The 20,826-nt window shown below is 39.3% G+C and carries 18 protein-coding genes and 1 tRNA gene; 10 read left to right on the top strand and 9 right to left on the bottom strand.

Going from position 1 to position 20,826, the window contains the following annotated elements; all coding sequences use genetic code 11:
• From AC1XUO_RS03305 to AC1XUO_RS03295, 3 genes are read left to right on the top strand one after another with little or no spacing between them, the layout of a single operon-like run.
• Window positions 1–3,168, top strand: a complete 3,168-nt coding sequence (locus AC1XUO_RS03305) for a type I restriction endonuclease subunit R (protein ID WP_483328328.1) — start codon at window positions 1–3, stop codon at window positions 3,166–3,168.
• Window positions 3,161–3,853, top strand: a complete 693-nt coding sequence (locus AC1XUO_RS03300) for a M48 family metallopeptidase (protein ID WP_483328327.1) — start codon at window positions 3,161–3,163, stop codon at window positions 3,851–3,853. The genes AC1XUO_RS03305 and AC1XUO_RS03300 overlap by 8 nt, the downstream gene beginning before the upstream one ends.
• Before the next feature lie 27 nt (window positions 3,854–3,880).
• Window positions 3,881–4,387, top strand: a complete 507-nt coding sequence (locus AC1XUO_RS03295; RefSeq protein WP_483328326.1) for a hypothetical protein — start codon at window positions 3,881–3,883, stop codon at window positions 4,385–4,387.
• 102 nt (window positions 4,388–4,489) lie between these two features.
• Here AC1XUO_RS03295 and AC1XUO_RS03290 read toward each other — a convergent pair whose 3' ends face one another.
• From AC1XUO_RS03290 to AC1XUO_RS03275, 4 genes are all read right to left on the bottom strand, one after another.
• Window positions 4,490–4,729 (bottom strand): hypothetical protein, encoded by a 240-nt coding sequence (locus AC1XUO_RS03290; RefSeq protein WP_483328325.1) that lies wholly within the window; start codon window positions 4,727–4,729, stop codon window positions 4,490–4,492.
• 37 nt (window positions 4,730–4,766) lie between these two features.
• The gene (locus AC1XUO_RS03285) at window positions 4,767–5,144 is read right to left on the bottom strand and encodes a hypothetical protein (RefSeq protein WP_483328324.1); all 378 of its coding nucleotides are present in this window, start codon (window positions 5,142–5,144) and stop codon (window positions 4,767–4,769) included.
• Window positions 5,145–5,474: 330 nt separating this feature from the next.
• Window positions 5,475–5,870 carry a hypothetical protein gene (locus tag AC1XUO_RS03280; protein ID WP_483328323.1) on the bottom strand — a complete coding sequence of 132 codons (396 nt, stop codon included), beginning with the start codon at window positions 5,868–5,870 and terminating at the stop codon, window positions 5,475–5,477.
• A 224-nt stretch (window positions 5,871–6,094) separates the two neighbouring features.
• Window positions 6,095–6,496: a hypothetical protein gene (locus AC1XUO_RS03275; protein ID WP_483328322.1), complete on the bottom strand. Its 402-nt coding sequence runs from the start codon at window positions 6,494–6,496 to the stop codon at window positions 6,095–6,097.
• A gap of 188 nt (window positions 6,497–6,684) precedes the next feature.
• Between AC1XUO_RS03275 and AC1XUO_RS03270 the strand changes: the two genes are divergently transcribed.
• Both AC1XUO_RS03270 and AC1XUO_RS03265 read left to right on the top strand, forming a co-directional pair.
• On the top strand, window positions 6,685–7,425 hold the full coding sequence (locus AC1XUO_RS03270; protein ID WP_483328321.1) for a hypothetical protein: 741 nt from the start codon (window positions 6,685–6,687) through the stop codon (window positions 7,423–7,425).
• 122 nt (window positions 7,426–7,547) lie between these two features.
• Window positions 7,548–7,817, top strand: a complete 270-nt coding sequence (locus AC1XUO_RS03265; RefSeq protein WP_483328320.1) for a hypothetical protein — start codon at window positions 7,548–7,550, stop codon at window positions 7,815–7,817.
• Between the two features lie 214 nt (window positions 7,818–8,031).
• Here the strand turns inward: AC1XUO_RS03265 and AC1XUO_RS03260 are convergent.
• Window positions 8,032–8,105: transfer RNA gene (locus AC1XUO_RS03260), tRNA-Ile, on the bottom strand.
• Window positions 8,106–8,227: 122 nt separating this feature from the next.
• Between AC1XUO_RS03260 and AC1XUO_RS03255 the strand changes: the two genes are divergently transcribed.
• The 4 genes from AC1XUO_RS03255 (at window position 8,228) to lpxA (ending at window position 12,878) form a co-directional block, all read left to right on the top strand.
• Window positions 8,228–9,460, top strand: coding sequence for an HD domain-containing protein (locus tag AC1XUO_RS03255; RefSeq protein ID WP_483328319.1), 1,233 nt, complete (start codon window positions 8,228–8,230; stop codon window positions 9,458–9,460).
• A gap of 89 nt (window positions 9,461–9,549) precedes the next feature.
• Window positions 9,550–10,587, top strand: coding sequence for a UDP-3-O-(3-hydroxymyristoyl)glucosamine N-acyltransferase (gene lpxD, locus AC1XUO_RS03250; RefSeq protein WP_483328318.1), 1,038 nt, complete (start codon window positions 9,550–9,552; stop codon window positions 10,585–10,587).
• A gap of 90 nt (window positions 10,588–10,677) precedes the next feature.
• Window positions 10,678–12,069: a bifunctional UDP-3-O-[3-hydroxymyristoyl] N-acetylglucosamine deacetylase/3-hydroxyacyl-ACP dehydratase gene (locus AC1XUO_RS03245; protein WP_483328317.1), complete on the top strand. Its 1,392-nt coding sequence runs from the start codon at window positions 10,678–10,680 to the stop codon at window positions 12,067–12,069.
• Window positions 12,066–12,878 (top strand): acyl-ACP--UDP-N-acetylglucosamine O-acyltransferase, encoded by an 813-nt coding sequence (gene lpxA / locus AC1XUO_RS03240; protein WP_483328316.1) that lies wholly within the window; start codon window positions 12,066–12,068, stop codon window positions 12,876–12,878. The genes AC1XUO_RS03245 and lpxA overlap by 4 nt, the downstream gene beginning before the upstream one ends.
• 58 nt (window positions 12,879–12,936) lie before the next feature.
• Here the strand turns inward: lpxA and AC1XUO_RS03235 are convergent, their stop codons facing one another.
• Genes AC1XUO_RS03235 through tsaD form a run of 3 tightly spaced genes read right to left on the bottom strand, consistent with a single transcriptional unit; the run spans window position 12,937 to window position 15,625 of the window.
• Window positions 12,937–13,800 (bottom strand): hypothetical protein, encoded by an 864-nt coding sequence (locus tag AC1XUO_RS03235; RefSeq protein WP_483328315.1) that lies wholly within the window; start codon window positions 13,798–13,800, stop codon window positions 12,937–12,939.
• Window positions 13,801–13,809: 9 nt separating this feature from the next.
• Entirely contained in the window at window positions 13,810–14,607 is a 798-nt protein-coding gene (locus AC1XUO_RS03230; RefSeq protein WP_483328314.1) for an MOSC domain-containing protein, read from the bottom strand.
• 19 nt (window positions 14,608–14,626) lie between these two features.
• Window positions 14,627–15,625 (bottom strand): tRNA (adenosine(37)-N6)-threonylcarbamoyltransferase complex transferase subunit TsaD, encoded by a 999-nt coding sequence (tsaD, locus tag AC1XUO_RS03225; RefSeq protein WP_483328313.1) that lies wholly within the window; start codon window positions 15,623–15,625, stop codon window positions 14,627–14,629.
• A 72-nt stretch (window positions 15,626–15,697) separates the two neighbouring features.
• Between tsaD and AC1XUO_RS03220 the strand changes: the two genes are divergently transcribed.
• Window positions 15,698–20,281: a translocation/assembly module TamB domain-containing protein gene (locus AC1XUO_RS03220; RefSeq protein WP_483328312.1), complete on the top strand. Its 4,584-nt coding sequence runs from the start codon at window positions 15,698–15,700 to the stop codon at window positions 20,279–20,281.
• On the opposite strand, the gene AC1XUO_RS03215 is transcribed toward AC1XUO_RS03220, so the two are convergent.
• A complete protein-coding gene (locus AC1XUO_RS03215) occupies window positions 20,271–20,798 on the bottom strand; it encodes an acyl-CoA thioesterase (protein WP_483328311.1) in 528 nt (175 codons plus the stop codon). The genes AC1XUO_RS03220 and AC1XUO_RS03215 overlap by 11 nt on opposite strands.
• Window positions 20,799–20,826 lie beyond the last annotated feature (28 nt).

Raw genomic sequence — 20,826 nt, 5'->3', positions numbered from 1 at the left:
ATGAGTGATGAATACCTTTACAGTGAACTTCCTGCAATTCAACTTTTTCAACGCTTAGGATACCAATATCTTAATGGTAAGGAAAGTGATGAACGAAACGATCTTTCAGAAGTAATCTTAAAAAAGAGGTTGATTTTTGCAATCCAGAAACTTAATCCGTGGATTGACGACAACAACGTTTTTAAAGCTTACGACAAGATCACGACCGTTCAAGGTTCATCCTTGATGGAAATTAATGAACAGGTTTGGGAGTTAATCCGGGGTGCATCATTTACTTTAAAACAGGAGTTTGAAGGAGTAGAAGAGTTCAGGACGGTTTCATACATTGATTACCAGAATCCGGAGAACAATGATTTTCTGGTTGTTAATCAATTCCGGTATTTAAGCAGAATCGGAAATCATTCCATTCCTGATCTGGTAGTGTATGTAAATGGGATTCCGGTTGCTTTACTGGAATGTAAATCACCAACCGCTACCACTGCATCGGATTCTGCTTACAGTGATCTATATGCCTATCAGGATTTAAATGAAAGACTGTTTTATTATAATCAGATTTGTGCCGGAATATGGAAAGTTGGTGGTCGTTATGGAGCGATAAATGCACCACAAGCATTTTATTCAGTTTTCCGGACACCCAAAAACGAAATAGTTAAAGGAGTAACAACGGAACAAGACAAACTGATTTATAACCTTTTCCAAAAAGATAAGCTACTGGACATCATTCGTCATTTTGTCATCTTTGAAAAGGAAGAAGGTAGAACGATCAAGAAACTTCCACGTTATCAGCAAATACGTGCTACCAATAATACGATCAAAAAATTACAGGAAGGTAAAGGTGGTGTTGTGTGGCATACACAAGGATCTGGTAAATCCATTACAATGGCATACGTTACCAGAAAACTACGAGCACCTGAATACGGTTTCAACAATCCTACGGTAATCATCATGACGGATCGTAAAGATCTGGACAGTCAAATCACTACCACTTTTGGTAACGTTGGTTTGAAGAATGTTAAACATGCAGGATCTGTCATTCACCTGGACAAACTTTTAAGAAATGATTATGGTGGCATTATCACCACCACGATCCAAAAGTTTCAGGAAACAAATAAGGAAGCTACAACAGAAGAGGATCAAACAGAACTAGAAGAAAAAGAGAACGTCCGTATTGAAAAATATATTCAGGACAAAAACCTCATTAAAATCACAAAGGTTTTAGAAAATGGGAAATGGGTAGAGCGTGAGCGTGAAGAGGTAGTACTTGAAGAACTATCCCAAAAGGAAAACTTGTATGTATTGGTCGATGAAGCACACCGTACACATTATGGGTTTCTCGCATCTTTTATGCGTAATGCATTACCCCATGCAAAGTTCATTGCTTTTACAGGGACACCAATCTCCAAAGAAGATAAATCCACGTTAGGTGAGTTTTATGGGGGTGAATATATCGATGTCTACACCATTAAGGAATCCGTAGCAGATGGATCAACAGTAGAGCTTTTATATGATGAGGGTATAGCTAAACTGGATATACGCAAAACCGAACTTGACGCTGAGTTTGAAGTAAAGTTTGGACACGAACCAGAAGAAAAGAAGGACAAGTTAAAACAGGTAGCACTAAAAAAATACCAGTTTTCAAAGGAGAGAGTCAATGATATTGCCAAACACGCAATTACTCATTTTAAAGAAAAGATATTCCCTAACGGTCATAAAGCGCTTTTTGTATGTGACGGGAGACCTGCAGCTATCCGATACAAACAAGCATTTGAAGCATTAAAAGAATCAGGTTTCCACAATTTCGACACCAAAGTAATTGTCAGCATTGGTATTCCTAAGTCTGATCATGTTGCAAAAGAATATTATGAAGCAGTCGAATGGAATAAAACGCATAAGGAAGATCCGAAACCAATCTGGATTGTCGCTCCGGAACAAGTAAAAACTACAACTGAGAATTATAAACTTCCTTTTGGAAACGAGAGCGAAACGGAAAAGTCCGGAAAGAAGAAGTATGATAATACTGCAATTCTGATTGTTTCGGACATGCTTCTCACCGGATATGATGCACCAATTGCATCCTGTCTATATCTTGAAAAACCATTAAGGGAACATACACTCTTACAAGCAATCGCAAGGGTTAACCGGAGCGGGAAACGGAAAGATGCAGGTTATATCATGGATTATAATGGTATAACGAATCATTTACTTGAAGCATTAAAAATATTTTCCGGTGATATTCGTCCGGATGACGTACTGAAAAACATAAACGAAGAATTTCCTCAGCTGGAATTAAATCATACAAAGCTTGTAGAGTTCTTTAAGCCCTTGAAGGTCGAAAAAGAGGACAACAGGATTAAATTCATGGAAGAAGCAGTCAATTATATTGATCCTCTTGATAAACGTGATCGATTTAAGGACCTGTTAAAACAGTTTAATAAATCCATAGGAATTGTATTACCAGATACCAGAGCAATGGTGTATTTCAATGATTTCAAACTATATAACGAAATCAAAAAAATGGCAAGAACTACGTATTTGGATGATGATGGTTTTAAGGTAAGCAAAGATGAAAGTCTTTTCCTACAGGGACTTATTGATGAGCATTTGAAATCTACCGGAGTTGAAAATCTTCTGCAGGAACCTATTTCCATTATTGACAGGGAAAAGTTTAAGGAAGAAATCATGAATGTTTCTCCTGCTACAAAGGAGTTGAAAATGCGTAATCATCTTAAGCATACGATAAAAGTTAATCTTGACAAGAATCCGGATTTCTTCAAACCACTTGCGGAACGATTGGAACAATTGATTAAGGAGCATGAAGAAGGTCGTTTATCTCAACTTTCATTACTTGCAGCGTTTGAGAAGATCCAGGATGAAATCATTCTGTCGCAAAAAGAAAGTGAACAAAAGGGTTTTGTGACGGAACAGCAGCGCGCTGTGTATTCCTCAATGAAGATAATTTATCAGGAAGATGCAGAAGACGCTACCACAACTTTGTTTGACCTAATTAATGGCGAATTGAATATCGTAGGATGGGAAACAAAAGGAATGGTAATTAATGACATAGAAAATAAACTAGTTCGTTATCTTAAGACCAAAATGGAAAGATCGGATGCAAAATCAAAAGCAAAAGAACTGGTAGAGGTTTTAAGAAAAAATAAAAATGCGTAAGGTTAAATACGGATCAACTTTTATAGAATACAGCTTTCATGAAAATGACAGTCTGAAATCACACTATATCACCGTAGAAAAGAACATAGGAGTAGTCCTTAAAGGGAAATCAATTCCTGTTGAGAAATCCGACAAGCTCATATTAAAGAAAGCGCGGTGGATTCTCGACAAACTTGATCTGGTTTCAGTAAAAGAAGATGAAAAAATAGTAACTGGTTCGCGGATTACTTATCTAGGTAGGTCATATTACGTGGAGGTTATCGTACAGAAAGAACTAAAAGAACTGCGAATCGACTTCAATCACTCTAAGTTTAAAATTCTTTTACCTTTTCCTGACATGGAGCAATCCGAGATTCAAAATTCAATCGAGCTCTTTTACCAGGAACGCGCTGTCGAAAAAATTACCCCGAGAGTTAAGAAGTTTTCAAAACAAACGGGTCTGACTTATGAAGGTCTCAAATTTCGTAAACTTGAAAAGAGTTGGGGTAATTGTTCCGGAAAGAATGTCATTACGATCAACCCTGCAGCGATAAAACTACCGTATTCCTTGATCGATTATTTAATCGTACACGAACTTTGTCACACGAAGGTAAAAGATCACTCAAAACAGTTTTGGGCAGAACTGTCAACGCATATACCTAATTGGAAGGAGTTGAATGAACGGGTGGAACGGGTGAGGGAGTGATTTTGGGATGCTTAAAAATGACAATTTATGATGACTGATTCACTGAAATTTTTACAATTTCTACATGATTCTAAGGCAAAGAAAAGTATTATCGTTGAAGAAGTTCTTGCCGATCTTGGTTACGAAGGATTTCATCAAAAATTTATGTTTTTGCAACGATTGAAGCAAAAGAAATATGTGGATATGCGTGCTGACGGACCTGATCCATATAAAGTGTTTTTTTCTTACGACGAAAATGGAGATGTATTAGAAATGCATGAATCTACGGAGGGGCCTGAACCAAATTTCTATGCATGCATAACACGTGATGGTGAAGACTTTCTGGTATCTGAACTACGTACTATCGATTCATTAAAAACTAGCAGAAGGTCAGTTTATGCCACTTGGTTTGGCGGAATTATCGCAGTTTTGTCAATAGTTATCAATATCTTTCAAGGTTGTATAAACTCAAGTAAAGACGTAAAAATTCAGGAACAAGAAAGAATAATTAAGGAGCAGAAAGTAAGTATGGAAAACTTGCAAAAGCATAATTAGATTTGGCAATGATATGCCAATTTACACTATAAAATAATTCAAACTGACAATCTGTGAGTTAATAAAATGAAGACTACGCTTTACGAGCTGTAGTCCTTATTTTTAGTGGTTTCCTGGTCTTCTAAAATAATCAATTATAGTTTCAAGATCTATCTTGATTGTGTGGTATGGTGGCAATATCGCTTTGAGTAAAGCAATAGGGAAGTACCTACCATCTTCAATATTAACTTCTGTGCCAATTAATGTATATTCAATAAGGCGACTCTTGTCAGGTACTGGATATTTACCTCGGATGTATTTGTCAGATTCTTGAATTAATAAATCGGATTCTGCTTTTGTCATGATTCTTTGATTTAGGTCTCCGTGAACAAATTTGTTGCTATTTTTGATCGGGTTTGAGCTTGGATGCATTCTTTAAAAGAGATTTTCTTTCTCTTAGGTATGATGACAATGAGTCTTTTTGTTTTGATAGTCTTGATACTTCTCCTCGTAGTTGGATAATTGTTGCGTTTTGATCAGCAATACTATTATCTTTTTCCTTATTACTTTTGGCTTGAATAATAGTTACGACTAACAATGCCAATGCAACTAGTCCTGAAACCCAAGCTGCAAACACTCCCCACCGACTTATTCTTAAAGCATCTGTCGATTTTTTGTGCTCTAACATATATTGGCGTCCCCTTGTAGTTATTTGAACGTCAATGTTTTCATCGAAGTTGTCGGTGGAGAATCCAATTGTCTTAGTAGTGGAATACATGCTTAAAGGATCGATCTTTATTTTGAGATAACCATCTGTTACTAATTGATCGACAAAGTCCCTTTTTGATTCGTAGGTGGTATACCCAAGTTACAGTAGGTAGTATGACACATCTACGAATTCGCCAGTCTTATTTTTAGACTCGATATATTGAAATAATTGAGTAATTGCCTCCATTTTAGTGTAAATTAGTATATCATTACCTAAGATTTAATTGCACTTTTAAATGGATTTTTCCCTTTTGACCTACTTAATAAATGCTGCTACAAATAATCACCCAACCAACACATACGATCATATAGGGTAAATGTTTTGGTTGGGTATTCATGATCAGTAAGCGACAAACTTTTTTAATCTATTAATCAAAATAGCAGTGCGCAGTTGGTATTTCTCGCCATTAATCCATAGATAGAGATATTCAGTATTGTTTCCAACGCTAGTTCTTCTGAAGCTTATAAAACATTCCTTTGAAACTGTGAAGTCATGATAAACTTCTTCATTAGCTTGTGGTTTTTCCTTTTTGATCTTTTCCAGTAAAAGAGAGTAATTGGAAAGAATACTTTTTGTTTGATCAATAGATAGGTGTATGAAATCGACGTTGGTGTACTCTGAGATAGCAACAGCACCTTTATACCTTACTCTTGTGATATAATCTCTATCAGCACCGATAATCAAACCCTTTTCTGAATTCTGTTTATAACCGGTTAACTCTACATATCGAGCCATACCAACTGTATTTCCCTTAAATATGCTGTATGTACGAATATTGCTTTGTTTTCCGACTTCGTGTTTCTCGATATTTGTCTTGATGTGTCTCTCTGTAATGTAACGGGATTGACTGCAGCTACTAATTGAAAACACTATAAAAAGTAAAATGCACGGTAAATGGTAATTCTTCATCAAAATGAGGAGTTGAAAGTAAATAGTAGGATATAAACTTGGATGGGTGGTTAGCGTTTAGGTACGTATACCTTGTTTCCATTATCGTTAATGTAATATTGACCACCCCTTTCCCCTGTCTGTATCGTCTTACCAGAACCATAATTATAAGCGTCGATAGAATAGTCTTTCGCCCTTGATCCTTTTTCTGATGTGTACGGATTTACATTATCCTGAGTCGAAAAATTATCGAGATTCGTTTGATTTGACTGAGTTTTGTAATGGGGTTGTACGTAAGAGCCGTTCTGCTTTGTATACCCGTTGTTGTAATTCGTATTTGGATTTACATATCCACCACTTGTATTACTTCTTGGATTACTGCTCCGTTGTGAAGGTTGACTGTAATAACTCTGAGCGAAAGAAGAAGACGTAATCAACGTCAAAAAGAGAAATGAGTAAAAGAATGATTTCATAAATTTTGATAGAGGATTGATATTTGAACAGTAATATTACGACTTTATCTCAGACGGTAATTTTATTACTTACTTAACGGTTACAATAAAGGCGGGAGTAATAGTATAATTGTCACCAAACCAGAACAAATCACTATTTAAGGATATTGTTTTGGTTGCCTGTAAAAGTTTAAACATGAACTTAAATTATGTATAAAGAACATCCCTCATTTGAACAACCGTATAATGAAAGTTTGAAACTCTGGAGATATATGGATTTTACGAAATTTGTATCCCTTCTTGAAAACAAATCTTTATATTTTAATCGCGCAGATAAATTCGATGACCCATTTGAGGGTTCGACAACACGATTAAACTTAGCTGCTCGTGATGAATTGAATTTGCAATATGACCTTCAGGATGATACCTCAGGAGCTGCACTTAAAGATATGAGAAAATATGTTGCGATTAACTGTTGGCATGAAAACGAGTATGAGTCTGCTGCAATGTGGAAATTGTATCTTCAAAGTAATGAAGGAATTGCAGTTGTGACAAGTTGGAAATCATTGAAAAGTAGCATTATTGGTGAAGAGGATGTGCATATTGGCAAGGTGAAGTATATTAATTACGACACAGATGGGATCGATGCAAGAAACTTTTATAATTCATACCTGCACAAGCGACACAGCTTTGAACATGAAAAAGAAATTAGAGCACTAGTCATGAAGTTTCCAATTTCAGATGTCATTGACGAAAGAATCCCATTTGAAATTGAGACGATGGATTACGGCTTAAACATTGATGTTTGTGTTGAAACATTAATTCACAGAGTCTATGTTGCACCAAGTGCCCCAGAGTGGTTTTTTGAACTTACCAAATCAATGATAAAAAAATATGACTATGAATTTGAGGTTATTAAATCAAACATTTATAGCAGTCCCATTTTTTAAATTATAGCAATCAGGTAATCAAAAAAAACAGTTTCTACGCGTCGAGTAATCGGACAGAAAGACTAAAAGATTTACTGGAAGTTTACACACAAATTTTACCTTATAAACATAAGATAAAACAAATGATAAAACCTTTATTTAACAATTTTGTACGATTGCTAATTTTAAGTACGGTTATATGTATTGCAAGTTGCAATTCCGAAAGTGAAAGATTAAAAGTTGAATTGGAAGAATGTTCTGGCGAAAAGAAGAAATTAAAAGATGAGAAGGAAGAGTTGGAGTCTAACTACGAAGAAGCACTTCAAGAAATTCGACAACTAAAAAATGAACTTGAGGAATCTCAGGACGAATTGGAAGAATGTAAAAGAAGATTATCAATATCTGAGTTCTAGTCCATGCTGACAGAAAAAAACAGTTTTATTTTTTATAATGCAGTGTAAATACGAACAACTGACCAGAAAGTCGAAAAATGGGGTGTCTAATCTATCAGTTTTAAACGCTGTGGGAAGGGATAAACCACAAGAACTAATAGAGTTGTGTCTCAAATTGTGTATCAAATAAAAAAGGACTTACAAGTTTTTATCTCGTAAGTCCTTGATTTTCAAGTGGGCCCACCTGGAATCGAACCAGGCACCTACTGATTATGAGTCAGTTGCTCTAACCGAATGAGCTATAGGCCCCGCTCTATAAAAGAGTTTGGAGTGCAAAATTAGTCAAAGAGATTAATTCTCCAAATGATTATCATAAGATTTCATTCTTTTCTGCGTTCGTAGTTTACTATTTTTGCAAAAAAAAGTACGTTTTGAACAAAAGAAAAATAATCAACGACCCCGTTTACGGCTTTATCACGATCTCTTCAGATTTACTTTTCGATCTGGTCGAGCATCCTTACTTCCAACGTTTACGACGAATTAAACAATTGGGATTGGCTGATCTGGTTTATCCGGGTGCGCTTCATACCCGTTTCCACCACGCGTTGGGTGCTATGCACTTGATGAGCCAGGCTCTTCGCACGTTGCAGGAAAAAGGTCATTTGATATGGGAGCCGGAAATGGAAGCAGCGCAGGCGGCCATTCTTCTGCATGATCTCGGGCATGGTCCATTTTCCCACGTTTTAGAAAAGGAACTGATGCCGGGCGTGGCGCATGAGTCGATCACGCTGGAAATGATGAAACAGTTAAACCGTGAAATGGACGGGCGACTGGATATTGCCATTCAAATGTTTGAAGGGGTTTACCCACGGAAGTTTTTTCACCAGATGATTTCCAGTCAGCTCGATATGGACCGGATGGATTATCTCAACCGCGACAGTTTTTACACGGGTGTGATCGAAGGCTCCATCGGCGCCGACCGTTTGATAAAAATGTTTGAGATCAGTCAGGATCAGCTCGTCATTGAAGAAAAGGGATTGTTGAGTATCGAAAACTTCCTTCATGCCCGCAGACTGATGTATTGGCAGGTGTATTTACACAAAACTTTGTTGAGTGCACAAGCGATGCTGACACAAATTTTAAAACGAGCAAGGGAGTTATCCGCTCAGGGAGAAAATTTGTTTGCAACACCAGACTTTTCTCTGTTTTTGAAAAATAAATTTTCGCTATCAGATTTTGAGCAAAACCCGGATTTGTTAAAATCTTTCAACAATCTGGACGATAATGACGTATGGGCTTCTGTGAAGGGATGGACGAAACATCCGGATATCGTACTCTCTACACTATGTAAAGATTTGCTGGATAGAAATTTATTCAAAATCAGCTTTTTTGATACCGCCCCGGGAGACCAGATCTTGAATCCGTTAAAAGAAAAACTTTTATCAGAAGGGATTAAGCAAAGTGAGTTGTCATACTTTTTAGTAACGGGTGAAACAACCAATTGGGCATACGAAACGGAACAGGATCCCATAAAGGTCAAAATGAAAGGTGGGGCATTGCTCGATATTGCAGATGCTTCTGATATTCCTACGATCGAAGCACTCACGAAGATTGTCCGCAAGTATTATGTATGTTGGGGTAAAAATGTATCTTTGCGTGGTTAGTTAGGATGTGAATTCTTTCATCTGCAAAGAAGCCTTATCTTGAATTCACTTTATTATTTACAGAGACGTTACCAGAAATTAGCCGAAATATGAAATTTACTGTCAGCGAGATTGCAAAGATGCTTGATGGAACCACCGTTGGTGATGATACAGTTACAATTGATTCGGCTGCAAAAATTGAAGAAGGGCGGCCTGGTTGTATCTCATTCCTGGCCAACAGTAAGTACGAATCCTATATCTATACCACACAGTCTTCGGCAGTTATTGTTAATAAGGACTTTGCTCCTAAACAAGAGATCAGTGCTACACTAATCTATGTAGAAAATGCCTACACGGCCTTTACAATACTTCTTGAAGAATATCAGAAACGTATTGCAACCGGAAAAAGCGGCATAGAACAACCCAGTTTTATTGGTGAAAATAGTGTGATGGGCGACGACGGTTACCGCGGTGCCTTTTCATACATTGGACGCAATTGTAAAATTGGAAAAGGTGTGAAAATTTATCCAAACACTTACCTTGGTGATTTTGTCGAGATTGGAGACAATACTATAATTCACCCTGGTGTAAGGATTTACGATAAGACCGTTATCGGCGAAAACTGTTGCATTTTTGCTAATACCGTGATTGGTAGTGACGGATTTGGATTTGCTCCGCAGACCGACGGTTCATATAAAACAATTCCACAGCTCGGTAATGTCGTTATTGAAGATAATGTCAGCATCGGATCCAATACAACGATTGACTGTGCGACAATGGGTTCGACCATAATCCGTAAAGGAGTTAAAATTGATAATCTCGTCCAGATTGCTCATAACGTAGAAATTGGACAAAATACCGTCATTGCAGCACAAGCTGGGATTTCCGGGTCATCACGTATTGGAGAACAATGCGTCATAGCAGGGCAGGTAGGTATTTCCGGACATCTTACTTTGGCCAATAATACAAAAATCGGTGCGCAGTCAGGCATAGGGAAGTCTATCAAAAAAGAAGGACTTTCTCTTTCAGGCTCACCAGCGAGAGATTTAACAGAACATTTGAGGGCAATGGCTCTTACAAGACGGCTGCCTGAGCTGGAAGAACGTCTGAAAGAACTTGAACGCAAACGTGAAGTTTCTGAACAATAAATAGAAGAAATTATAAAAGTTGAGCGAAAGCTCATTATTTTGGCGAATAATGCGACGCCCCGCAGCCGTTTAGTAGATTAGGAGAATATAATGAACGAAAAACAACAAACCATAAAAAAATCCGTATCAGTTACGGGAGTAGGTTTACATACAGGTGTGGTAGCAACGATGACCTTCGTTCCAGCTGCTGCCAATCACGGTTATAAGTTTCAACGTGTCGATTTACCAAATCAGCCAATTGTTGATGCGGATGTGGACAATGTGGTGGATCTGTCGCGCGGTACAACGATCGAGCAAAATGGAGCACGCATTCATACGGTGGAGCATACTTTGGCTGCACTGGTTGGGTTGCAGATTGACAATGTTCTGATCCAGTTGGATGGGCCTGAGCCGCCGATTATGGATGGAAGCTCAATCAAATTTATCGATGCATTGATGGATGCCGGTATTGAAGAGCAAAATGCTTACCGTAATTATTTCGAAGTTCCGGAATATGTTCATTATAAAAATAAGGAAAATGATATCGAAATGGCCGCTTTGCCATTATCTGACTATCGTTTAACTGTGATGGTTGATTACAATTCAAAGGTAATCAGCAGCCAGCACGCTTCTCTTAATGATATTACGCTGTTTAAGGACGATATTGCGAAATGCCGTACATTCGTTTTTCTTCATGAATTAGAATCTTTGTTTAAACAAAACCTGATCAAAGGTGGTGACCTTACGAATGCGATTGTGATCGTTGACCGTGAGGTGAAAGACGGAGAACTGGATCATCTTTCACAGTTGTTGAATCAACCGAAAGTTAGTGTAGACAAATCAAACGGCATCCTTAACAACGTTGATCTGCATTATCCAAACGAGATGGCAAGACATAAACTTCTTGACCTTATTGGTGACCTGGCGCTGATCGGAAGACCTATCAAAGCACAGATTCTTGCAGCCCGTCCCGGGCACGCGGCAAATGTTGCACTTGCTAAAAAAATTAAGAAACTCATCAAATCGGGTAAGGGAGATATACCCCAATATGACCCAAATAAGGCACCGGTTCTTGACATCAATCAAATCGGGCAGTTGCTTTCTCATCGCTATCCTTTCCAGATGATTGATAAAATTATCGCACTGGATGAAAATAGTGTGGTCGGGATTAAGAATGTGACAATCAACGAGGAATATTTTCTTGGACACTTTCCGGGAAATCCGGTAATGCCTGGTGTTTTACAGCTTGAAGCGATGGCTCAGACGGGTGGTATACTTGTTTTGAGCAGTGTTCCGGATCCTGACAACTACTGGCCATACCTGATCGGTATCGACGCCTGCCGTTTCCGTAAAAATGTTTTTCCTGGCGATACTGTTATTTTTAAATGTGTTTTTACTTCTCCAATGAAACGTGGAATTGTAAAAATGAGCGGTCGTGGATACGTATCCGGGCAGCTGGTGTGTGAAGCAGATATGATCGCAAGTCTAGTAAAGAAAAAATGACACAACAGTTAGCATATATCCATTCTGACGCTAAGATTGCTCCGAATGTAGAAATTGAACCATTCGCCATGATACATGCAGATGTAGAAATAGGCGAAGGAACCTGGATTGGTTCTCATGCAGTGATTAACGCAGGAGCTCGTATCGGCAAAAATTGCCGTATTTTCTCTGGTGCCGTTATATCTTCAACGCCACAGGACCTTAAATACAACAATGAATACACACTAACAATTATTGGTGACAATACTACCGTTCGGGAATATGCTACGATTAGTCGCGGCACTGAAGAGCATTGGAAAACGGTGGTTGGGTCAGGTTGTCTGATCATGGCCTATGCGCACGTCGCGCACGACTGTCGTGTGGGTAACAATTGCATCATCGGTAATAATGTGCAAATGGCTGGCCACGTTCATGTAGACGACTGGGCCATTGTAAGTGCAATGAGTGCTGTACATCAATTTGTCAAAATTGGGGCTCATTCATTTGTCTCAGGTGCTTCTTTGGTTCGTAAAGATGTTCCTCCTTTTACAAAGGCAGCTCGTGAACCGATTTCTTATGCGGGAATCAATTCAGTAGGTTTGCGCCGCCGTGGATACAGCAATGAAAAAATTGTCGATATCCAGAATATTTATCGCTATATCTACATGAGAGGCCTTAACAATGCTGAGGCTTTGCAAAAAATCGAGTTAGAGTTACCGCCATCCAACGAACGTGATGAAGTTGTAAATTTCATTCGTAATTCGGAAAGAGGAATTATGAAAAGTCCTTTCCAGACCTATGGCGCGGGAGATCCGGAAGCTCAGGCTTAAAGGTTTAATATAAATGTCAAAGGCTTATCTTTCTCGCGAAGGGTAAGCCTTTTTCTTGCTATAACACTAAAAATGGAAGTGCTAATATCAGCGTGATCAGAAGTGCTTTGTATTTTTTTGAATTTAAAAATTTCGCTTTTTGAAGCATAAGTGAATGTAAAACGGACATTCCCATAAGGATAACAATCAGACGCTGGGTATATCGGAATTCTGTTTTAAGGCAGATAATGACGCACCCGACGATAACGAGCAACGTAATTCCGTGTAAGATCTGTCTGGTTAGTATAGAGCCCGACCGCACCGCGAGATTGGATGTGTTGGGGGAAGTCATTGCAATAAAATAAGATGACAACAATAAATTCTGAATGACTATCAGAATAAAAATAACACCCGTATACCTGTGCTCTTTAACCAGGTCCTGGTTCTGGAAAAATGTGTTTCCAACAATTGCCGCCGTCATAATAATGGCAGACAAGGGTTCTCGTAGCATATGAAGCGGGCTTCTTTCAGGTAATTTTGAAAAGAGAAAAGTACCCGCTGCCGAAGTTATCATCAGGCCAAGCGCAAGTTTCCACATTTGTCCCGGCAGGAAAAACGCCGCAATACATGCGACAACAAGTGCTCCGACTATTATTTTAAAAAAGGATATCCGTTCCTTTTGACTGGAAAGAAATTTTTTTGATTCCGCCTTTGCCGGTTTTCGGTTATCCAGAAGTCTGTTTAACGAAGCGATAATAAATACGCCGAGTGCCAGAACGAGTGAAGTTTTTGTATTGAGACTGGCTTTTCCGACAGGTAGTCTACTGAATGCTGCCTGCGAAATTACGGCTCCGGCAACCAGGTCGAAGTTAAACCAATGTATATGGCCTAAGCTAAATTTTTTAATGGTATTGATGATGAAGTTGAGTAAATTTCCTTTCACAAAAAGCGTTTATTCGGTCAATAAGATTTCGTCTCCCTGTTTCACAAGGCCCTGATTTTTGGTTACTAAGTTTTGTCCAAAAAGAATTTTATTATTTACTCTGCGATATGTTGCCAGTGTTTTTAGCGGCTCTTTTCCTTTGACACCTGTCTCCGGATCGATTGTAGTCAAAACACAACGTGCACAAGGTTTTACAATATCAAAAGACAAATCGCCGATCTTAAACGACTTCCAGTAATCTTCTGCAAAAGCGCTCGTTCCTGTTACCACAAAGTTTGGGCGAAATCTTTGCATGATGACAGGCTCTTCCAGGCGGGAATTCAGGTCGTCCAGTGATGCCTGGGATATCAGTAAAAACGGGAATCCATCAGCAAAACTCACATTTTCGTTATTTTTTGCATATTTAGGATCAGCTTTTCGCTCTGTTTTTTCAGGCATCATGACCAGGCGGACATCCAGTTCCAATTGTTCACTTAGCCATTTGTCGACATCATTACTAACTGTAATTGCGTCCACAGTATCATCCCAAACTGTCACAGCAATCGGACTTGCACTGACCGGCTCAATCGGAACAGTTATACGGTTATCGGGCATAAGTTTATTGGAAATCAACAGCGAATTTTCTTCAACCGAAACTTCCAGCATAGCCATTTTCGGGAATTCTCTCTGGGTAATAAAACGGCCAAAAGGATCCGTAATCATCCAGCGACGATCATGTTGGAGCCCCTTTTCCTGAACCTGCGCGTCTGAAATACGAATACCTGCCAAAGATTTTACCGGATAAATCCAGATTTCTGAAAGAACCATTTTTAAATTTTTTGTTATTTTAAAATTCCATTCTTGCCATCGGACTAACTGTCTGGTCGCAGAAATCGTTTTTGAGAAATTTGTAATGGGCGGCCATGGCGATCATCGCCGCATTATCGGTGCAATATTCAAATTCAGGAATATAAACTTTCCAACCCTGTTTTTCTCCCAGTTCAAGAAGTGAGGTCCGCAATCCTGAATTTGCAGAAACTCCACCTGCAATAGCGATTTCCTTTATCCCGGTTTCTTTCGCAGCCTTTTTTAACTTTTTCAAAAGAATATTTACTAAAGTATATTGGATACTGGCGCAAATATCTGCAATATTTTCCTGAATAAAATTTGGATTTTCCCGCACCTGTTTCTGTAAAAAATACATGAACGAAGTTTTAATTCCACTAAATGAAAAATCAAGTTCAGGCATTTCTGGCAGCGGGAAACTGTATGCAAGAGGATTCCCGGTTTGGGCGTATCGATCAATAAGCGGTCCGCCCGGATAAGGTAAATCAAGAAGTTTGGCTGTTTTATCAAAAGCTTCACCCACAGCATCGTCTCTGGTTTGCCCGATTATCTGCATATCCAGTGGAGTATTTATTTTGACGATCTGCGTATGACCGCCGCTTACCGTAAGGCATAAAAATGGAAATTCCGGTTTTGGATCCTGTATAAAATGAGCAAGTACATGCGCCTGCATGTGATTAACTTCGATAAGTGGCAAGCCAAGTCCCAGCGCCATGGATTTTGCAAAGGAAGTCCCAACCAGTAAAGCGCCTAATAATCCGGGTCCTTTGGTAAAAGCGATGGCATGCAGGTCTTTTTTTGTTACTTTTGCATCGCTCAATGCTTTATCTACCACGGGCAGAATGTGTTGCTGATGCGCTCTTGATGCGAGTTCAGGAACAACACCGCCATATTGTGTGTGAATGAGCTGCGTAGCAACAACATTGGAGTAAATTTTGCCGTTAGATAAAACAGCGGCCGAGGTTTCGTCGCAAGACGACTCTATCGCGAGAATGTTCATGAATTTTGAATAATATTCGCAAAAATAAGCAATTAACGATAAGATACGCAGGAATTTGCTGCGAAGCGATATATGTTAAAATCCCTGAAGGCGATTATCAATGTTCTGGTTGTGCTAATGATTTTCGCGCTTTTAGCGTTGGGGATCGTTACCATTGCTGTTCAATTTCCTTCGGTTCAAACATTTCTGGTTCAATCTGCTACCGCCAGAATTTCAGAGAAAATGGGTTATCCCATTGAGATAACAAGGGTTAATATCAAATGGTTTGATGTGGTTTCTCTGGAGGGCGTTTCTGTAAAAGATACGAGCCAACAAGAAATGATCGACGTTGGGCGTATTGACGTTAATCTGAACATGCAGAATATTATCCAAAATTCTGCAAAGGAAGTTCACCTTGACGAAGTTACGCTATATCAACCAGATGTGCATCTGGTTGTTGCTCCCAAAACCGGAGATTTAAATATTGACGGATTTATCAACCGTATCGTCGAACTAACATCCTCCAATAAGCCTCGCCCGGCTAATGCCCCTGAAAATAATACACCTTTTACGATTGGCAAGTCGAAAATTGTTGACGGAACTTTCCGTTATGACGACCCGAGAAAACCGCAGTATAAAAGCCCGGGAGTTTTTGATTATTCACACTTTGAGTTGAATAAACTTAATGCAGAACTGAAAGATTTTCTCGCTCAGGGAGACACAATTTCATTTCTTGCCCGCAACATGAAAACCATCGATAAGCAGACAGGTTTGAAAATGCATGATATGGATACCCGGTTTTTGTTCTGTCAAAAGAAAATGGAGTTGAAAGAGCTGAGTGCGAAAATCGGAAATTCTTTTATCAGTGATGACATTACTTTTCATTACAATCGCTCGGGAGACCTTGGCGACTTCAACCATAAAGTTTTTCTGAGAGGCCATTTTACTGATACCCGAATCAATTCAGCAGATCTTGGTTTGTTTTCGGAATATGTAGACAGGCTTAACGAAACCTGGAAAGTTTCTGGGGATTTCAATGGCCGCGTAGACGATTTTGAATTGTCAGGTGCTGATATCAGGTTTGGTCAGGGAAGCCGTTTAATAGGGGATTTAGGTTTTAAAGGATTACCGGATCATGATCCGCTGATGGATATTAAATTGTCGTTATCCAAAATTTTACCGCTGGATCTCGTACAATATTATCCGGAATGGAAATCGCATGAAACTTTACAGAAGTTCGGAACAACCTTGCTGGATGGAACTTTCAAGGGAACGATTGAAGATTTTGACGTAAAAGCATCTGTCTCTTCCGAACTTGGGAAAGCGGCTGGTGATCTTGTATTCCATATTTCTGACGAAAAAACGACAACGTATTCCGGCGATATTGAAACGACGGATTTTGAAATCGGTAAATTGATCGATCAACCGGAAACGTGGCAGCGGCTTGATTTCTCGGGAACGATTCACGGAAAAGGATTAGACCTCGCTTATGCGTCGACGAACATGGATGCGGTTGTTAGCCGGGTTGGTTTTAAAAACTATGATTACAGGAATATTGCTTTAAAAGGAAATTTGCAGAACCAGTATTTTAACGGATTGGTAAGCTCAAAAGATTCAAATCTGGTTGTCAACCTGGAAGGTGAATTCGATTTATCGAAGCCTAAAAATTCCTTTGATCTGCAAGGGATTATAGAAAAAGCAAATCTCCTTCCCTTAGGTTTCACAAAAGAAGCGATTACGCTTCGAACGGAGCTGGATGTAAAAGTTACTGGTAACACGGTCGATGAACTGGTGGGTGATGCCAAGCTTTTAAATACTTATCTGATCACGTCCAATAAGGAACGAAATCTGGTGATTGATACATTGCTTTTTTCCTCCCGCCAAAAACTGGATAAGCGTATCTTAAATCTGGAAAGTGAATTTTTGACTGCCAAGGCTGAAGGTGATTTTGTTCCGACACAAGCCTGGAAGGATATTAATCAGGTTTTATCAGAGTATCAGCTTTACTTTTTTGAGAATGAATCTGACCGTAATGCCTATTATGTAAAAAAAGAGCAAAAGGCATTGTTGAGAAAATATGAGATTGACTATGAAGTTGAAACAAAAAATATAGGTCAGTTTCTGGCATTTTTAAGTCCGGATGTTTACGTTTCTCATGGCTCAAAAGCGGAGGGAAAATTCAAAATGGACAACACGGCTTTTATTACTTTAACTGCAACTGCCGATACAGCGCGTTACGGAAATAACCAGTTTATACAAACGGAAGTAGATGTTACCACTTCGAAATTTGTGAACAGTGCGGAAGTACTTGCATCCGTTTTGGTGACTTCCAGTAAACAGCAGATGAGTGCGCTCGTTCCAACTGAAAAGCTCGAACTGGAAGGTACCTGGGACGTGGATCATATCGATTTCAATGGAGGTATTCGTCAGGTAAGCAGTACCAATCTTGCCAATCTTGCAGGCGAAATTCGCTTTTTACCCGCAGGTCTTGACATAAGTTTTAAAAACTCCAAACTGAATTTGCTGGATGAAGAATGGAACATGCCTGCCAATAGTTTGATTTCAATCGTTGGGCGGGACATAACATTTAGTAATCTGGGATTAATTAACGGCAGACAGCGTTTGGCGGTTAATGGTACATTGTCTTCAAACCCGGAAAGAACCTTACTTTTTGATATTAAAAACTTCAAATTAGGCACACTAAATCCTGTTTTTAACACCAAGCTTGCCGGAATAATGGATGGCTCGGCAAAAATGCGCGATGCTTATAACAGTGTTGTTTTAGATGCAGACTTCAATGTTGAGAGTCTTGGATATGCGAATTACGAGTTTGGGAATTTTGCGGGAACTGGTGAGTGGGATCAAATGGATAGTCAGCTGCAAATTGATGCTGAACTGAATAAGGATGCCCGGCGTATTTTTAGTTTAGTAGGTTCATACCGGCCTAAATTGAAAGCCAATACATTAAATCTGAAAGCTATTTTTAACGATATGGATTTCAAAGCTTTGGAGCCTTTTTCCGAAGAGTTGGTTTCAAACGTGAGTGGAAAAGCGCAGGGAACGGTTCAAATAAAAGGCACGTTGAACGCACCTGTTCTCGACGGATCGATTATGGTTGAGAAAGGCCGGATGAAATTCGATTATCTGCAATCTGTGTTTACATTTAGTGATAAAATCAATTTTTCTGAAAGTGAGATAACGGTTAATAATATCACTTTAACGGACCCGGATGGTAATACAGCTTCACTTCGGGGCGGGGTTTTTCATGATGGATTTAAATATTTCAGTTTAGGTTTCAATGCTGATCTCCGGAATTTTAAAATTCTGAATACTGCTTCCAAAGACAACGATATGTTTTACGGAACTGCGTATGTTACCGGCCCGGTCAATGTCTATGGACCAATTGATAATATGAATATTGAGGCGAATGTTACAAGTAATAAAAATACCAAAATTTATATCCCCTTGGATGGTGCCACGGAAGTTGCTACCCAGGATTACATTCAGTTTGTCAGTCAAATACTAAAACAGGATAGCACAACTTCTGATCCAGATTCCCAGCAAAGCAAAGTGGCAGGCGGAATTAAAATGAACTTCAACTTCAATCTGACGCCTGACGCAACTTGCGAGATCATTTTCGATCGCCAGACCGGCGATATTATCCGCGCAAACGGAAGCGGACGTTTGAATTTGAATATTGATACCAAAGGCGATTTTACGATGGTCGGTACCTATGAAATTGACAAAGGAGACTATAACTTTACGTTACAAAATATCATCAATAAGAAATTCACGATCAAACCAGGCAGTCGGATTGTTTGGTCCGGTGATCCTTATGGCGCTCAACTGGATGTCAAAACCGGATACAGGCAATTGGTTTCCCTTGCAGGTGTACTTCCAAATACTTCAAGCCTTAATAATTCAGAAGCAGCGACCTTATCCCGCCGTTATCCGGTAGAAGTTACGATCGCGCTGTCTGACAGGCTGATGTCGCCTCAGATCAAATATGACCTGGAAATACTTGATAATCCTTCATTAAGCAATCTGCGTGGACAGCTTGAAGCGTTCCAGACCAAACTGAAATCAGATGAGCAGGAGTTAAGCCGGCAGGTGAGCAGTTTGCTGGTCGTCAATCAATTATTGCCGGAAGCAAATACCACGACAAACCAGAACTTTGTCGGAAATAGTATCAGTGAACTAGTCTCCAATCAGATAAGTCGTTGGGCATCAACAATTAATGAAAATCTGGAAGTGGGTGTCAGCGGACTTTCATTGGATCAGAATGCATTGAACAACTTACAGCTTAGATTTTCATACCGTTTTCTTAATGACCGTTTCCGTATCACGCGGGATGGCCGGATAAGTTCCGGTGTCACGGGAGCCAACCAGTATGATGCTACCAGTATATTAGGAGAGTGGACGCTGGAATACTGGCTTACGCCAAATGGTTCTGTCAGGGCAAAAGCCTATAACCGAAATATTCAAAACTCACTTTATCTGAATAGTACGTTGACGACAGGTGGGGTAAGTATGCAATTTACACACAGTTTTAACCGATTTAAGGCAATGCCAAAACCGGTTGAGCTGCAGGTGCCGTATGTCATCCCGGTTCCGGATTCTACGGAAAGTGATACCAGTAATAATAAGTTGATTTCCAGAAAGGAACTTATGCGTTAGCTCCTGCCGAAAGCTCATGTTTAATCTGATGAATGCGGTTGTTAAATTCCAGATTCACAAAATCAATATTTGGAACACAAGTCGCTGCAAGATAATCCGTTACTTCCTGATGATGCGGCACTCTCTTCCCGGTGACAATGCTGATATGTTTTGAAGTCGTCCACAACAGCGTTTTCAGCTCGGTCCGCTGATCGTTGGTCATAAAATACTCCGTGACCATCGTATCCTCATTGTAATGAATAACCCGGGAAGTAATGCGCGTCCACTCACTAATGAGGGCCGGACGGACATAGGCGATCTGATGTTGGTAGACAACCCAGCTTGTTTTCAATTCCCGAAACATGGCTTCAAAACTAAAACCATAAAGTTTTGAAACCTGGTCTTCACGGGCATTGAAAAAATATTCGAAATATTTGGAATTGTTCAGGTGCATGAGCGGGTCGCAGTCCTGAAAACGAACGATTACCCTCGATTCAGCCTCAACAGGCATGTTTGAAAGTTCGGCAGTGAAAAGCATAAATGACTGAAAATTTAACTTAAAAATA

The sequence above is a fragment of the Dyadobacter sp. HNCC25DJ186 genome (assembly GCF_056895235.1).
This window is presented reverse-complemented; position numbering and strand designations above follow the sequence as displayed.

Bases quoted from the DNA above. Each gene is read 5' to 3' on its own strand.
- tsaD (WP_483328313.1), bottom strand. From the start codon at position 15,625: ATGAACATTCTCGCGATAGAGTCGTCTTGCGACGAAACCTCGGCCGCT.
- AC1XUO_RS03230 (WP_483328314.1), bottom strand. From the start codon at position 14,607: ATGGTTCTTTCAGAAATCTGGATTTATCCGGTAAAATCTTTGGCAGGT.
- AC1XUO_RS03280 (WP_483328323.1), bottom strand. From the start codon at position 5,870: ATGGCTCGATATGTAGAGTTAACCGGTTATAAACAGAATTCAGAAAAG.
- AC1XUO_RS03305 (WP_483328328.1), top strand. From the start codon at position 1: ATGAGTGATGAATACCTTTACAGTGAACTTCCTGCAATTCAACTTTTT.
- lpxA (WP_483328316.1), top strand. From the start codon at position 12,066: ATGACACAACAGTTAGCATATATCCATTCTGACGCTAAGATTGCTCCG.
- AC1XUO_RS03270 (WP_483328321.1), top strand. From the start codon at position 6,685: ATGTATAAAGAACATCCCTCATTTGAACAACCGTATAATGAAAGTTTG.
- lpxD (WP_483328318.1), top strand. From the start codon at position 9,550: ATGAAATTTACTGTCAGCGAGATTGCAAAGATGCTTGATGGAACCACC.
- AC1XUO_RS03285 (WP_483328324.1), bottom strand. From the start codon at position 5,144: ATGTATTCCACTACTAAGACAATTGGATTCTCCACCGACAACTTCGAT.
- AC1XUO_RS03275 (WP_483328322.1), bottom strand. From the start codon at position 6,496: ATGAAATCATTCTTTTACTCATTTCTCTTTTTGACGTTGATTACGTCT.
- AC1XUO_RS03295 (WP_483328326.1), top strand. From the start codon at position 3,881: ATGATGACTGATTCACTGAAATTTTTACAATTTCTACATGATTCTAAG.
- AC1XUO_RS03290 (WP_483328325.1), bottom strand. From the start codon at position 4,729: ATGACAAAAGCAGAATCCGATTTATTAATTCAAGAATCTGACAAATAC.
- AC1XUO_RS03265 (WP_483328320.1), top strand. From the start codon at position 7,548: ATGATAAAACCTTTATTTAACAATTTTGTACGATTGCTAATTTTAAGT.
- AC1XUO_RS03215 (WP_483328311.1), bottom strand. From the start codon at position 20,798: ATGCTTTTCACTGCCGAACTTTCAAACATGCCTGTTGAGGCTGAATCG.
- AC1XUO_RS03220 (WP_483328312.1), top strand. From the start codon at position 15,698: ATGTTAAAATCCCTGAAGGCGATTATCAATGTTCTGGTTGTGCTAATG.
- AC1XUO_RS03300 (WP_483328327.1), top strand. From the start codon at position 3,161: ATGCGTAAGGTTAAATACGGATCAACTTTTATAGAATACAGCTTTCAT.
- AC1XUO_RS03245 (WP_483328317.1), top strand. From the start codon at position 10,678: ATGAACGAAAAACAACAAACCATAAAAAAATCCGTATCAGTTACGGGA.